14 protein-coding genes and 2 pseudogenes are annotated in these 14,245 nt (G+C 65.6%); 10 read left to right on the forward strand and 6 right to left on the reverse strand.

Annotation, left to right across the window (positions count from 1 at the left end; all coding sequences use genetic code 11):
• Nucleotides 1-629: biotin/lipoyl-containing protein (locus tag M511_RS15325; protein WP_139824608.1), on the forward strand; the 629-nt coding region annotated here is incomplete at its 5' end.
• A 4-nt stretch (nt 630-633) separates the two neighbouring features.
• Here the strand turns inward: M511_RS15325 and M511_RS15330 are convergent.
• Nucleotides 634-825, reverse strand: a complete 192-nt coding sequence (locus tag M511_RS15330) for a hypothetical protein (protein ID WP_139824609.1) — start codon at nt 823-825, stop codon at nt 634-636.
• Nucleotides 826-946: 121 nt separating this feature from the next.
• On the opposite strand from M511_RS15330, the pseudogene M511_RS15335 reads away from it, so the two are divergent.
• A pseudogene (locus M511_RS15335) lies at nt 947-1,504 on the forward strand (amino acid ABC transporter ATP-binding protein); the annotation flags it as partial.
• Between the two features lie 140 nt (nt 1,505-1,644).
• On the opposite strand, the gene M511_RS15340 reads toward M511_RS15335, so the two are convergent.
• Nucleotides 1,645-2,160, reverse strand: a complete 516-nt coding sequence (locus M511_RS15340) for a DUF1697 domain-containing protein (protein ID WP_085502658.1) — start codon at nt 2,158-2,160, stop codon at nt 1,645-1,647.
• Between the two features lie 162 nt (nt 2,161-2,322).
• Here M511_RS15340 and M511_RS15345 point away from each other — a divergent pair, with 162 nt between their 5' ends.
• The 8 genes and pseudogenes from M511_RS15345 to M511_RS15380 all read left to right on the forward strand — a co-directional run.
• Nucleotides 2,323-3,465, forward strand: coding sequence for an ABC transporter ATP-binding protein (locus M511_RS15345; protein WP_010397881.1), 1,143 nt, complete (start codon nt 2,323-2,325; stop codon nt 3,463-3,465).
• Nucleotides 3,456-4,424, forward strand: a complete 969-nt coding sequence (locus tag M511_RS15350; RefSeq protein WP_010397883.1) for an ABC transporter substrate-binding protein — start codon at nt 3,456-3,458, stop codon at nt 4,422-4,424. Before M511_RS15345 ends, M511_RS15350 begins: the two co-directional genes overlap by 10 nt.
• Before the next feature lie 6 nt (nt 4,425-4,430).
• On the forward strand, nt 4,431-6,152 hold the full coding sequence (locus tag M511_RS15355) for an ABC transporter permease (protein ID WP_085502659.1): 1,722 nt from the start codon (nt 4,431-4,433) through the stop codon (nt 6,150-6,152).
• The gene (locus M511_RS15360; protein ID WP_085502660.1) at nt 6,140-7,258 is read left to right on the forward strand and encodes an MBL fold metallo-hydrolase; all 1,119 of its coding nucleotides are present in this window, start codon (nt 6,140-6,142) and stop codon (nt 7,256-7,258) included. The genes M511_RS15355 and M511_RS15360 overlap by 13 nt, the downstream gene beginning before the upstream one ends.
• Nucleotides 7,191-7,775, forward strand: coding sequence for a protein-tyrosine phosphatase family protein (locus M511_RS15365; RefSeq protein ID WP_010397890.1), 585 nt, complete (start codon nt 7,191-7,193; stop codon nt 7,773-7,775). The genes M511_RS15360 and M511_RS15365 overlap by 68 nt, the downstream gene beginning before the upstream one ends.
• Before the next feature lie 39 nt (nt 7,776-7,814).
• Nucleotides 7,815-8,063, forward strand: coding sequence for a plasmid pRiA4b ORF-3 family protein (locus M511_RS19300; RefSeq protein WP_254901066.1), 249 nt, complete (start codon nt 7,815-7,817; stop codon nt 8,061-8,063).
• 68 nt (nt 8,064-8,131) lie between these two features.
• Entirely contained in the window at nt 8,132-9,118 is a 987-nt protein-coding gene (locus M511_RS15375; RefSeq protein ID WP_085502661.1) for a serine hydrolase domain-containing protein, read from the forward strand.
• Nucleotides 9,119-9,292: 174 nt separating this feature from the next.
• A pseudogene (locus M511_RS15380) lies at nt 9,293-9,433 on the forward strand (VirB8/TrbF family protein); the annotation flags it as partial.
• A 416-nt stretch (nt 9,434-9,849) separates the two neighbouring features.
• Here M511_RS15380 and M511_RS15385 read toward each other — a convergent pair.
• Genes M511_RS15385 through M511_RS15400 form a run of 4 tightly spaced genes read right to left on the reverse strand, consistent with a single transcriptional unit; the run spans nt 9,850 to nt 14,230 of the window.
• On the reverse strand, nt 9,850-11,355 hold the full coding sequence (locus M511_RS15385) for a GMC oxidoreductase (protein WP_085502662.1): 1,506 nt from the start codon (nt 11,353-11,355) through the stop codon (nt 9,850-9,852).
• 7 nt (nt 11,356-11,362) lie between these two features.
• Entirely contained in the window at nt 11,363-12,460 is a 1,098-nt protein-coding gene (locus tag M511_RS15390; RefSeq protein ID WP_074991250.1) for an ABC transporter ATP-binding protein, read from the reverse strand.
• Between the two features lie 5 nt (nt 12,461-12,465).
• On the reverse strand, nt 12,466-13,344 hold the full coding sequence (locus tag M511_RS15395; protein WP_074991252.1) for a carbohydrate ABC transporter permease: 879 nt from the start codon (nt 13,342-13,344) through the stop codon (nt 12,466-12,468).
• Nucleotides 13,334-14,230: a carbohydrate ABC transporter permease gene (locus M511_RS15400; protein WP_074991253.1), complete on the reverse strand. Its 897-nt coding sequence runs from the start codon at nt 14,228-14,230 to the stop codon at nt 13,334-13,336. The genes M511_RS15395 and M511_RS15400 overlap by 11 nt, the downstream gene beginning before the upstream one ends.
• Nucleotides 14,231-14,245 lie beyond the last annotated feature (15 nt).

The raw sequence follows: 14,245 nt of genomic DNA on the forward strand, positions 1-14,245 counted from the left end.
AGGCCCCGCTGACCGCCCGCCCGGGCGCGGCGATGCCGCCCGTGGATCTGGAGGCGACGCGCGCCGATCTGAGCCGTCAGCTAGAGGGCAAGCATGTCGATGATGAGGACCTGAACGGTTACCTGATGTATCCCAAGGTCTTTCTCGACTACATGGGCCGTCACCGGCAATACGGCCCGGTGCGGGCCCTGCCGACGCGGACCTTCTTCTATGGGATGGAACCCGGCGAAGAGATCGAGGCCGAGATCGATCCCGGCAAGACGCTGGAAATCCGCCTGCAAGCCATTGGCGAGACTGACGAACAGGGCGAAGTCAAAGTCTTTTTCGAACTGAACGGCCAGCCCCGGGTAATCCGGGTGCCGAACCGTCTGGTCAAATCGCAGACCACCTCGCGACCCAAGGCCGACCCGGCGAACGAGGGCCATCTCGGCGCCCCGATGCCCGGCGTCGTCGCCTCGGTCGCGGTCACCCAGGGGCAAAAGGTCAACCCCGGCGACCTGCTGCTGACCATCGAGGCCATGAAGATGGAAACCGCCATCCACGCCGACAGAGAAGGCCTGATCAAGACCCTCCACGTCCGGCCGGGAGAGCAGATCGACGCGAAGGACCTCATGGTCGAGGTGGAGTGAGCATTCAATGATCCGAATAACGGGAGATAGAACAATGTCGAAGGTTGAAGCTTTCAACGACCTTTTCGGCACTGTCGTGCTGCGGATTTCGGGTGATGCCCCAATGCCGAACCTCACCTCCTCGCTCACCACGCGCAACGGCGACAGAGATCGACGCCTTATGGACGTCCAGCCCGATAAACGTGTTATTCTCCATGTGGTCTCTCCCCCATTCTTGAGGCTCGGCGCCAGCCAATCTGGTGCAACCCTCGAACGGAGAATGCCGCGGGAGAGGCCGCCGACCCACTCAGCTCACACAGAGATCATGGGGGTGGATCAAAATCCTGGTCGACGGCCACCGCCTGACCGGGGACACCAAGGATGTCGCCGCCATTCGCCGCGAGGTCGGCATGGTCTTTCAGAGCTTCAACCTGTTCCCGCATATGACCATCCTGGAAAACTGCACCATCGCCCCGCGCAAGTCGCGCGGCCTGGGCAAGGCCGAGGCGGAAGAGCGCGCCATGCATTACCTGACCAAGGTGCGCATTCCCGACCAGGCCGGAAAATATCCCGGCCAGCTTTCCGGCGGCCAGCAGCAGCGCGTCGCCATCGCGCGGGCGCTGTGCATGCAGCCGCGGGTGATGCTTTTCGACGAGCCGACCTCGGCGCTGGACCCCGAGATGGTCAAGGAGGTGCTCGACACCATGGTGGAACTGGCCGAAGAGGGCATGACCATGCTTTGCGTCACGCATGAGATGGGCTTCGCGCGGCAGGTCGCCGACCGGGTGATCTTCATGGATCGCGGTGAAAAGATCGAGGAAGCGGCGCCCGGCGCTTTCTTCACCAACCCGCAAAGCCCGCGCGCGCGTGAGTTCCTGCAACAGGTCATTCACTGACCTGAGCGACCACTGCCGATCCGCGCCTTCGCGATCGGCCCCGAAGCGACGACGTGCAGGCATCGGCCGGCCCCGGCACCGGAAAGCGGCGGACAGGGAGGCCCGAGCCTGTTCCGTCGTTGGCGGCTGGTCCGGGCATCTTATATCGAAGCCGCAAGTTCGGCGAGTTTTGCGATGGTATTCATGTTGCGAGCGGTGCCATCCGCGGCTGCGGGAATCGCCAGCTTCGAGCGGCCCATGCCCGCCGCGCCATAAGCCACATAGATTTCCCGCTTGCCCAGCCGAACCTCTTCGTCCTTCCGGTGCTTCATCGTTTCGAGCGTGCCGGCGGGTGGCGGGCTGTCCAGAAATATGGCGACAGTCCCGCTGGGCGGGGCGTCAGGAAACGGGTTCGCCTTGAGAACGTCCGCCATCTCTTTCGCGGTGCGCAGGATGACGCCGACCGGCTTGCCGGCATGGTCTTCCAGACGTTTCTCAAGCGCCCGCTTGACCTCCAACGCGGGCCGGTCGGACGAGAATACGACATTGCCGCTGGCGATATAGGTGCGGACCTTGCCGAAACCCTCGGCGGCGCACATCGCCTTCAACTCCGTCATCGGCAGCTTGCCTGTTCCGCCGACATTCACGGCGCGCAGCAGTGCAACGTATGAGACCATCCGATCTTCTCCCCAGCGTCGGCAAGGCAGTGGCTGGCTGAATGCGCCAGCATCGTGCATCCGAACCGCAAGGTTCATCAAGATTTTACAGAACGGCCACGCTCATGTCATGCCGCCGCTGCATCAGTCGCGCCGGAAATGACAGGAAAGGGACAGCGCGGCATGACGGGTTTGCGGCTGTCGAACATCGGCAAGAGCTATGGCGAGACCAGGGTTCTGTCGGGTATCGACCTCGACATCGCGGTGGGCGAATTCGTGGCCGTGCTTGGCCCCTCGGGCTGCGGCAAGAGCACGCTGCTGCGGCTGGTTGCAGGCTTTGACCGTCCCGATGAAGGCACGATCACCCTGGGCGACCGGCAGGTGGCGGGTGGAAATGTCATGGTGCCGCCCGAAGGGCGCGGCATCGGCATCGTGTTCCAGAACTACGCGCTGTGGCCGCATATGTCGGTGGCGGAAAATGTCGGCTATGCGCTGAAGGTGGCGCGCCTGCCCCGGGCCGAACGCGAGGCCAGGGTGGCCCGGGCGCTGGACACCGTCAACCTGGCGCCCTTTGCCGGCCGTCGCCCGGCGGATCTGTCGGGCGGGCAACGCCAGCGGGTCGCGCTGGCGCGCTGCCTGGCCGCCGGTTCGGATCTGGTGCTGCTAGATGAGCCGCTGGCCAACCTGGATGTGCATCTGCGCGCCACGATGGAAGACGAGTTCCACCGCTTCCACCGCGAAAGCGGGGCGACGCTGGTCTATATCACCCATGACCAATCCGAGGCGATGGCCCTGGCCGACCGCATCGCGGTGATGGACAAGGGCCGCCTGCTGCAATGCGCCAGCCCCCGGCAACTGTATCGCGAACCTGCCGACGCCACGGTGGCCGGTTTCATCGGGGGCGGGCTGGTGCTGCCGGTCGAGGGCCTGCGCCCCATGGGGAACGGGCTTGCCATGGCCGATCTTCTGGGAACGCGCGTCCGGCTGCGCTGCCATGCCGGGGAAACCGCACGGCCATTGGCCATGGCCTCCACCCATCCCGCCGATATCCAGCCCGTCCATCCGGGCGAGGCCGGCATCCCCGCCCGTGTCACCGCCCGCAGCTATCGCGGCGGCAGCTGGTCCTACGAACTGCGCCCCGAGACGGACCCGTCCCTCCGGCTGCCCATGGTGCTGCCCGACACGGCCACGCCGCCCGAACCGGGCGCACGCCTCGATCTGGCGTTCCGCGACCTCTGGGCCATCCCGCTTCCCGGCGCCCCCGCTCCCGGCGCGGCACCGATCCCTTCCTCCTCGCATCTCACGGAGCAATTCCAATGCGCCTGACTGTCACCACCCTTGCCCTGATGCTGTCCGCGACCGCGGTGTCGGCGCAGACCACGCTGACGCTCTACACTTCGCAATCGCCGGAAATCGCGCAGCAGACCGTCGATGCCTTCATGGCCAGGCATCCCGACATCACCGTGGAATGGATGCGCAACGGCACCTCGCAGCTGATGAACATCCTGACCGCCGAGCAGCAGGCCGGTGGCATCAAGGCCGATGTGCTGCTCGTTGCCGACAGCATCAATCTGGGCACTCTGAAAAGCCAGGGCCTGCTGCTGGCCTGGCCCGAAGCGCCGGTCGAAGGCATCGACCCGCTGATGTACGATGCCGACAAGACCTTCTTCGGCACCAAGATCTCGTCCACCGGCATCGTCTACAACACCAAGATCGCCGCGCCCGTCGCGGGTTGGGCGGACCTGTTCCAGGATGCCAATGCCGGCCAGATCGTCGCCCCGAGCCCGCTTTATTCCGGCGCCGCGCTGGTCCACATGCATTCGCTGCTGCAGGATGCCAGCCAGGGCTGGGACCATTACGAGCGTCTGAATGCGCTTGGCGTGGTGCCCGAGGGTGGCAATGGCCCGGTGCTCAAGGCCGTGGCCGGGGGCCAGGTGAAATATGGCGTCAACATCGATGCCGATGTGCTGCGCGCCAAGAAGGCGGGCTCGCCGGTGGAATTCGTCTATCCGGCCGAAGGCGCCACCTTCTTCACCGAGCCGGTGGCGATCCTCGCCGGCACCGATCAGGTCGAAGCGGCCCAGACTTTCGTCAGCTTCGTGCTGTCGGAAGAGGGCCAGAAACTGGCCGCCGAACAGGGCTACATGCCGGTCGACCCCAAGGTCGCCTCGCCCGAGGGGATGCCGGCGCTGTCCGAGATCAAGCTGATGCCGCTGGATGCCGACCGCGCGGTGGCCGAGGATGCCGAGGCCCGCGCCAGGTTCACCGAAATCTTCGGCGGCTGACCGGGAATGACCGTCATTCCGCAAAGCAAGGGGGCGCCGCGCGCGCCCCTTTTCCGGCTTTCCTCGGAAAGCATTGTGCTGGCCCCGCTGACCGTGCTGATCCTGTCAGTGTCCGTCGCGCCGATGCTGCGGCTGGCGCAGGCGGCGCTGTTCGATGACGGCGGGCTGGCGGTCGAGCGGCTGGCAAAGCTGTTCTCGCGCCCGCAGACCGGGGCCGCGATCTGGAACACCGTCCAGATCTCGCTGGCCTCGACCCTCGTTTCCGTGCTGGTCGGGACGATCTTCGCGGTCATCATGGTGCAGACCGATCTGCGCGGCAAATCGGCGCTGGTCTTTGCCTTCGTGCTGCCGCTGATGATCCCGCCGCAGGTGACGGCCATGGCCTGGATCCAGGCCTTCTCGCCCTCAAGCCCGGTACTGGGCCTTCTTGGCCTGTCTATGGAGGCGGGCACGCGGCATCCCCTGTATTCCAAGGCCGGGATCATCCTGCTGCTGGGGATCTACAATGCCCCGCTGGTCTATCTGGCGATGCAGGCCAGCCTGCGCCGCATTCCGCTGGACCTGGCCGAGGCGGCGCGGGCAGCCGGCGCCAGGCCGGGCCGGGTGCTGCTGACCGTGATCCTGCCCCTGGCGCGCGGCGGCATGGTGGCGGCGGCCAGCCTTGCCTTCGTCTCGGCCATCGGGAATTTCGGCATTCAGGCCATGCTGGGCATTCCCGCGCGGGTGCCGACGCTGATCACCCAGATCTATCAGCAGATCAACGGGCTGGGGCCAAGCGCCCTGCCGAACATGGCGGCATTGTCCCTGGTGCTGACCGCGCTGACCGTGGCGGGCGTGCTGCTGGCCGCGCGCGATCGCAGCGATACCCGCGTCGATCTGGGCAGCCGGCCCCTGATGCTGCCGCTGGGACGAAGCGGAGCCGTGATCGCAGCGCTGCTCTGGACCTATCTCGTCGTCTCGCTGCTGCTGCCGCTGTCGGCGCTGATGCAGACGTCGCTGGTCACCGCCTACGGCCTGCCGCTGACGGCAGAGACGATGACGCTGAAGAACTACGTCTCGGCGCTGTTCCAGCAAGTGTCACTGCGCGATGCCTTCGTCACCTCGCTGTGGCTGACGCTGGTCACCATGGGCTTTCTGATGCTGGCCTCGGTTTTCCTTGGCTATTTCCTGACGTGGCGGCGCGGGCCCTTGGTGCGGCTGCTGCATTTCGGGTCCGAGGCCGCCTATACCCTGCCCGGCATCACCCTCGGCGTCGCGATGATCCTGCTGTTCCTGCGGCCGTTGCCGGGGATCGGGGTTTCGATCTATGGCACGCCCTGGATCATCCTGGCGGCCTATGTCGCGGGCTTCTTTGCGCTGGCGCTGCGCCCGGTGCTGTCGGGCTATGCCCAGATCGACCGCGCGCTGGAAGAGGCCGCCCGGGTCGCGGGCGCGGGCTTCCTGCGCCGGATGCGCGACGTGATCTGGCCGCTGATCGCCCCGACCGCCATCGCCGCCGCTGTAATCGTCTTCATGACCGCGATCAACGAGATCCAGACCTCGATCCTGCTGATCTCCTCGGGCACCCGCACCATCGGGCCGATGATCATCTTCCTCGAGGAAGGCGGGGCCTCGACCCTTGCCGCCGCCGTTGGGTGCCTGATGATCCTTGGCGTGCTGGCGCTGATGCTGCTGTCGACGGCGCTGTCGCGCTTTCTGCCGAAAGGCGTGTTGCCATGGCAGTTCTGACGGCATTCAGCGGGTTGGGCGGCAAATCCCCGGCGGCCTTCCTGCTGGAGATCGCCGGGCGGCGCATCCTGCTGGACCTGGGCGAGGGGCCGACACCGGGCCAGCGCCCGGATATGGACGGCATCGGACGGGTCGATGCGATCTTCCTGTCCCATGCGCATATCGACCATGTCGGGGCCATCGACCTGTGGCCGCGGCTGGGCTGTCCGCCGGTCTTTGCCAGCCGAGCCACCTTCGACGCCCTGCCACTGCTGGGCCGGCATCTGCCGCCCGAAGCCTGCCGCGCCCTGCCGCTCCAAGGCCCTGCGCAATTGCTGGGCCTGCCTGTCTTGGTCGGGCGCAGCGGACATGCTATCGGCGGCATCTGGCTGCATCTGCCGCAGGAGGGCGGCGCGCTTTACATGGGCGACTGGAGCCGGGAATCCGGGCTTCTGCCCTTCGATCCCCCGCCCCGGGCAGATCTGGTGATCACCGATCTTTCCTATGGCGACCGCGATCAGGCGTTGGCCGAGCAGGGGCCGGCGCTGGCGGACAGCATTGTCCCCGGCACGGTGCTGCCGGTCCCTATCCTCGGGCGCGGCGCGGATATGGCGCTGCGACTGTCCGCCCTTGGCCTATCGCCGGTTGTCTGCCCGCAGGTCCGGGCCGAGCTGCGGGGGGCGTTGCCCGATCTGCGCAGCGTCACCACCCCGTCGGAGGCTCGCGAGGGCGATGTGATCATTGCCGCAGATACCGAGCGACTCGGCGATCTGGTGTCATGCCTGATTGCCGATCCGCGAGGCTGGCGCGTCATCTTCACCGGTCATGTCGCCCCCGGCAGTGCGGCGGCGGGGCTGATCGCCGAGGGTCGCGCCAGCCGGCATCCCTGGAACGTGCATCCCCGTGCCCGCGACCAGATCTGGCTGGCCGAAATCACCGGCGCGAGGCATCTGGTTCCCGCCTTCGGGGCGTTGGACGATGCCCCTGAGCTTGCGCTGGCCCTGGCCCCGATCTGGCGACCGGACCGGATCTGTCCCCCGACAAAAGAAAGCCCAATCCATGCTGATCAAGGAAACCACCCGCGAGCGGGCCGAGAACGACACCACGATCCTTGTCCCGGTCCATGACCTGGTCCTGCCCCAGGGCCGGATCTGCCGCCTTTATGTCGGCAACCTGACCGGCGCCAGCGACGGCGCCGCGCTGCTGGCCGCAGGCATCACCTCCTCGCTGAATGTGTCGTTGAACATCGACGTCGCGCCCCTGCAACTGTCCGACGGCACCCATATGCGCCGCGCCAAGGTGGGCCTGATCGACGGGGCGGGCAATACGCCCGCCCACCTCGCCGCCGCCGTGCTGGCGCTGGAAGGGTTGGTCACGCAGACCAGCCCCGGCAAGCCGAACTATCCCGCCCATCGCGCTGGGCATGTGCTGGTGAATTGCCGGGGCGGGCGGTCGCGATCGGTTATCGTGCTGGCGATATACCTGCATCTGCGCGCGCCCGGGACGTTCCCGACACTCGACAGCGCGGTGTCCCATATCCGCAGGGCGCGCGGCAATTCGGACACCTACCCGCTGCCCCCGATGCTGGATCTGGCGCGTGCGGTTCTGGCCAGCGGCAGCCTGCCCGCCCTGCTGCGCGGTTAGTCTTTCTCGTCTGAGATCATTGCCGGAGTTTAGGGGCGCCTGGTCGCTCCCTCCGACTGGACGCTGGACCGTCTGCATCCGGTCCTGCAGGCGGCGTTCGGCTGGATCGACAGCCATCTGCACGAATTCCGCATCGGCGGGTTGCGCTATGGCGATCCGGCCCTGCTGGACGATGGTTTCGCCGGACCCTGCACATTCGGCTATACTGAGGTCCGGTTGCAGGATTCGTCGGGCGCAACGACAGTTTCAACCATGTCTACGATCTCGGAGATGACTGGCAGCAGTTGATCTGGATCGAGATGGCTGGCGCTCGATCCGCCTGACACCTGCACGGTAAACGCGAGGGACGATTGCCAATGCTGAGCCGACGGGCCTTTTCGACCGCTCTTCTGACCACACTGGCCGCCCCGCTCGTCAGTCGGGCGGCCGCTCAGACCGCAAGCGATATGGGTTCGCTCGCCGGAGAGCTGCCTCAGCTGCATGCGATCATGGTGCAGCGGGGCGAGGATATCGTCCTTGCGGAGGCCTTTCGCGGCCCCGGCCTCGACCGGGTCGCGAATATCAAGTCCTGTTCGAAAAGCATCGTCGCGCTGCTTGCCGGCAGTGCTATCTCGCAAGGAGCGATTGCCGGCGTGGATGCGACGCTGGGTGCGGTCGCGCCCTCGATCATTCCATCGGATGCGACTCCCGGTGCCGCGGACCTGACCATCGAGGATCTGGTCACGTTGCGCGCCGGCCTTGAGGGGACATCGGGCGGCAATTACGGCGCCTGGGTCAATTCCGGCAATTGGGTTGCCTTCGCCCTGCGCCGGCCGATGGTCGCCGCGCCGGGCGGGCGCATGATCTATTCCACCGGCACCACCCATATCCTTGGCGCGGCCCTTGCGGTTGCGACGGGCGACAGCCTGCTCGAGCAGGCGCGCGCGGTTCTCGGCCGCCCGCTTGGCATTGAGATCCCCGCCTGGACCCGTGATCCGCAAGGCTTCTATTTCGGTGGCAACGAGATGGCGCTGACGCCGCGCGCCATGCTGCGCATCGCCGTTCTCATGCGTGACGGCGGACGGTTCGAGGGCCGGCAGGTCGTTTCGACCGACTGGATCCGGGCCTCGGTCCGGCCCCGTACCCGTTCACCCTGGTCAGGGCTCGACTACGGCTATGGTTGGTTCCTGAGCGAGAGCGGCTTCATCATCGCCCGCGGCTATGGCGGCCAGATCATCGCCGCGCATCCCGAACGCGATCTGGCTGTCGCCATCACCTCGGACCCGAATGCGCCTGCCCGGTCGGACGGGCATTTCGGGCGTCTGATGGAGCTGCTCGAGGGACCGCTGCTTGCAGCGCCCTGACCGACGGTTGACGAGGGAAGCGCTCGCGGTGAGGCCGTGCGAGGCATCGAGACGGGCTTGATCCGGAGGAGCTGGGGACGCGACCCCGACAATTGTCAGGACTGACGGAAACGTCACTGCGAGTGTTCCGGTGGAAGATTCAATGTGCCTGCGGGTATCCGACTGCTTGTTGTCGGCCCGCTGTCTGCGACGGAACGCTGGACCGCCATCCTGACCGTGATGCTGCAGACGTCCCGCAGCGCCGAGGCCCTGCGCGCCAATCCGCTCGGCATCTACGTCAATGCGATCTCATGGTCGCGGGAGATAAGCCAATGACCGTTGTTCTCTTCGCAGGAATGATCGGCAACCCGGCGAGAAGCTTGCCCGATCCATGCTGGCCGTTGTCCTGCTATCGGTCATCGTGCTGGCGGGCTGTGCCACTAAGAACGCGCCGTAGTTCAGCTATGACGACCATGTGCCGCCGCTGCCCTCGCCTCCCGCTGCCGTCACCGAGCCGGAGCCAAAGCCGCTGCATGTGCCGCCGGACTGGATGCCGGCGAAGGGCGGCAATGCCGCGCAGAGCTGCAACCCTCTGCCATTCCCTATTCTATTGTTTCCTATACATATCCTTACTTTACCCGGACGCAATAAAGCTCATAGCTTGCCGGGGCCAGAGCCTGCACCGGAATGCGCTAAGTTGCGATAAACGCAGCATGGAGCAACGCTTCGTTGGCATATCCGCAGCACGCTGATCAGATTATCTCATTCTTCATCGCCTCGCCTGCCTTGAGGGCTAGCGCGGCGATCGTCAGGGCCGGGTTTACCGCGGCCGAAGTGGGAAGGACCGAGGCGTCGGTGATCCATAGATTGGGAATGTCATGGCTCCGGCAGTCCAGATCGACAACCGACTTGTGCGGATCGGCACCGAGGCGCGCGGTGCCGCATTGATGCGAGGTGGTCTTGTTGCCGAATATCCGCACCATCACCACCGGGAATCCCGCGCGTTTCATCACCTGCCTGGCGCGCTTGATCAACAGGTGATGCGCATCCATGTTGGAGCGCTGCCAGTCCATGACGATATTCTCGCCCCGAACCAGAACACGACTGTTCGGATTGGGCAGGTCCTCGCTGGTCAGAAACCAGCCGAAGGCGCGGTCGGCCATCAGCCTTGCCAGGAAACGCGGCATGGCCGGCACCTGCGCCTTGAGGATGTTGCCTGTGATCCGTCCCAAAAGCTGCACATTGCCAAGCGGCGCATGAACCTGGGGATCGTCGTTGTAGAAATCGTTGAAGAACAGCGTTTTCTGATAGATCGAGTCATTTCGCAGAAACGGGTTCAGCGTGATCATCGCGCTGGTGTTGTGGTTCATGAAGTTCCGGCCAAGCTGGTCCGAGCGGTTGCCCAAGCCGGTCGGATGCGCCGCGTTGGCCGAGCGCAGCAGCAGCGCCGCCGATTGCACCGCCCCCGCCGCCACGGCGAAATGCCGCGCGGTCAGGCGCTCTTCGCGCCCGTTGCGGCGAAGGACCGCCGCGACCACCTCGTGCCCGTCGGCACCGGTTTCCAGCCGCATCACCTGCGCGCCGGTCATCAGCCGTACGTTGGGATGCTTCAGCGCATCGGCCAGCGGTCCGACCTCGGCATCGATCTTGCCGGCGCCGCCGGTATTGGGGAAGGCGTCCCATCCGGTCCGGCCGCGCTTCAGCCAGGCATCGATGTCGATGGCCAGCGGCAGGCTTGCGGGATGGACGCCCGCCCGCTTCAGCCGCTCGCGCACCCGTTGCAGCGCCGGCTCGTCCGGGACCGGCGGAAAGGGAAACGGACCCGACCGGGGAGGCTCGGTCGGGTCCTGCCCGGTCGCGCCGCGCACCTTGAACAGCGCCTCGGCCCGGGCATACCACGGCTCCATGTCGTCATAGGACATATCCCAGCCGGGCGAGGTGCCCTGCAGATGCGGTCGCGCCCTGAAATCCTCGACGCGGTAGCGATACATCACCGCGCCGTAGAATTTCGAGTTGCCGCCGACGTAGTAATAGTTCCCCGGCAGGAATTTCTTGCCGTCGGAGCCGATCCATTCCTCGTCCGAGCGATAGAAGCCCCGCTCGAAGATCGCCACATCGTCGCGCGCCTCGGGCGTGTCGGCCAGATGTTCGCCGCGTTCCAGGATCAGGATACGCGCACCCGTTGGAGCCAGCGCCGAAGCGAGCGTGGCGCCCCCGATGCCCGAACCGATGATGATGACATCGCTGTCCGTGCTCATGGTCACCTCAGTCGATGCGGATTTCGGTCTGCGGATCGAACAGAACCACCTTGGCCATCTCGACCGCAAGCCGGGCGGTCTGGCCCGCTTGCGCGGTGCGCGGTGCAAGCCGGGCGATCACCTCGACACCGCCCAGGGTGAACATGGCAAGCGTATCGGGACCGGTGGGCTCGACCACCTCGATGGCGGCCTGCACGGCCTGCTGGCCCGGCTCGGCGACGGAAAAACCCTCGGGTCGGATGCCGACCAGCACCGGCTTGCCGGCATATTGCCGTCGCGCGGCCTCGCTGAGCGCCACGCCGGAAATGCGCGACCTGCCGCCATCGGGCTGGTCCATCTCCAGCTCCGGCCCCGCGGCACCCTCGATCAGGCGGCCCGGGATGATGTTCATCGCCGGCGAGCCCACGAAACGCGCCACATAGACATTGGCCGGCCGGTCATAGACCACCTGCGGCTCGTCCAGATGCTGCACGATGCCGTCCTTCATCACCGCGACGCGGGTGGCGAGCGTCATCGCCTCGATCTGGTCATGCGTCACATAGACGATGGTGGTGCCCAGCCGCTGGTGCAGGCGCTTGATCTCGGTGCGCATGTCCACGCGCAGCTTGGCGTCCAGGTTCGACAGCGGCTCGTCGAACAGGAACAGCTTGGGATGACGGACCAGCGCGCGGCCCATGGCGACCCGCTGTCGCTGCCCGCCCGACAGTTGCGAGGGGCGGCGATCCAGAAGGTGCGCCATCTGCAACAGCTCGGCCGCCTCGCGGGTGGCCTTGTCGCGCTCGGCTGGCGGCACGCCGCGGATCTTCATGCCGAACTCGATGTTCTGGCGCACCGTCATGGTGGGGTAGAGCGCATAGGACTGGAACACCATGGCGATGTCGCGGTCCTTGGGCGAGAGGTCGTTCACCACATCGCCGTCGATGCGGATCTGGCCGGCGGTGATGCCCTCAAGGCCCGCGATCATGTTGAGCAGCGTGGACTTGCCGCAGCCCGAGGGGCCGAGCAACACCAGGAAGTCCCCGCTGCCGATCGAGATGCTGACCTCCTTGAGCACCTCCATGCTGCCATAGGCCTTGCGGACGCGATCGATTTCAAGAGTAGCCATATCGGTCAGCCTTTCACTGCGCCGGCGGTCAGCCCACGGACGAAATAGCGGCCCGCGACGACATAGACGACAAGGGTGGGAAGAGCGGCGATCATGGCGGCGGCCATGTCGACGTTATACTGTTTGCGGCCCATGGTGACGTTCACCACGTTGTTCAGCGCCACGGTGACGGGCGAGGATTCCCCGGCGGTGAAGGACACGCCGAACAGGAAATCGTTCCAGATCTGGGTGAACTGCCAGATGCACGAGACGACCATGATCGGCAGCGCCGCCGGCAGCATGATCGAGAAGAAGATGCGGAAGAAGCCCGCACCGTCGATCTGCGCCGCCTTGGTCAGCTCGTCCGGGATGGTGACGAAATAGTTGCGGAAGAACAGCGTGGTGAAGCAGATGCCATAGACGGTATGCACCAGCACCAGGCCCGGGATCGTGCCCGACAGCCCAAGCTTGCCCAGCACCTGCGCCATCGGCAGCAAGACCGCCTGGAAGGGCAGGAAGCAGCCGAACAGGATCAACCCGAAGACCAGGTTGGCGCCGCGAAAGCGCCATTTCGTCAGCACATAGCCGTTCAGCGCCCCGATGCCCGTGGACAGCAGGACCGCCGGGACGACCATCATCAGCGAGTTGATGAAATAGGGCTTCAACCCCGTGCAGGCGGTGCCGATGCAAGCCTGGCTCCAGGCCTTGCCCCAGGCCTCGAACGTGACCGCCTCGGGCAGGCCGATGAACGAGCCGCCATAGATCTCGTCCAGCGATTTGAGCGAGGTGGTGATCATCACCCAGAGCGGCATCAGGTAAAGCGCGGCCAACAGCGCCAGGCTGCCATAGATGAAGGTCCGCCCGATCATGCGCGAGCGCGGGGCAGAGCCGTATTCACTGGCCATGGCGACCCTCCTTCAGCTCGGAATAGAGATAGGGGATGATGATCGCCGCGACGGTCATCAGCATCATCATGGCGCTGGCCGCGCCGACGCCCATCTGGTTGCGCCGGAACGTGGCCGAGAACATGAAGGTCGAGGGCACCTCGGTCGCATTGCCCGGCCCCCCGTTGGTCATGGCCAGCACGAGGTCGAAGTTCTTGATGGCGATATAGCTCAGCAGCACGATCACCGACAGGAAGGCGGGGCGCAGCATCGGCACGATGATGCTGGCATAGATACGGGGCAGCGTGGCGCCCTCGATCTGCGCGGCCTTGATCACCGAATTGTCGATGCCGCGCAGCCCGGCCAGGAAAATGGCCATGGCGAAGCCCGAGGATTGCCAGACCGCGGCGATGACGATGGTGTAGATGGCGAATTTCGGCTGGGTGATCCAGTTGAAGACGAAGCTTTCCCAGCCAAGCCCGTTGACCACCTTCTGGATGCCGAGGTCCGGGTTCAGGATCCATTTCCAGGCCGTGCCGGTGACGATGAACGAGAGTGCCATCGGGTAGAGATAGACGGCGCGCAACGCGCCCTCGGCCCGGATGTTCTGGTCCAGGAGGATCGCCATGACCAGCCCGACACCGATGGTCACGACCAGGAACAGCGCCGAGAAGATGAACAGGTTCGCCACCGCCGTGTGCCAGCGCGGCGTGGCCCACAGCCGGTAATACTGCTCCAGCCCGACGAAATCGTATTGCGGCACCATCCGGGACGAAGACAGCGAGATCCAGCCGGTCCAGGCGATGAACAGATAGACGCCGACAAGGATCACCAGCAGGCTGGGCGCCATGACTAGGCGCGGCAGCCAGTCGGCCAACCGGTCGGAGAAGCTTTTCTTTCGGGTCATGGCGATCCTCTCCAG

Source organism: Paracoccus sp. J56 (assembly GCF_019633685.1).
GTDB lineage: Bacteria > Pseudomonadota > Alphaproteobacteria > Rhodobacterales > Rhodobacteraceae > Paracoccus > Paracoccus kondratievae.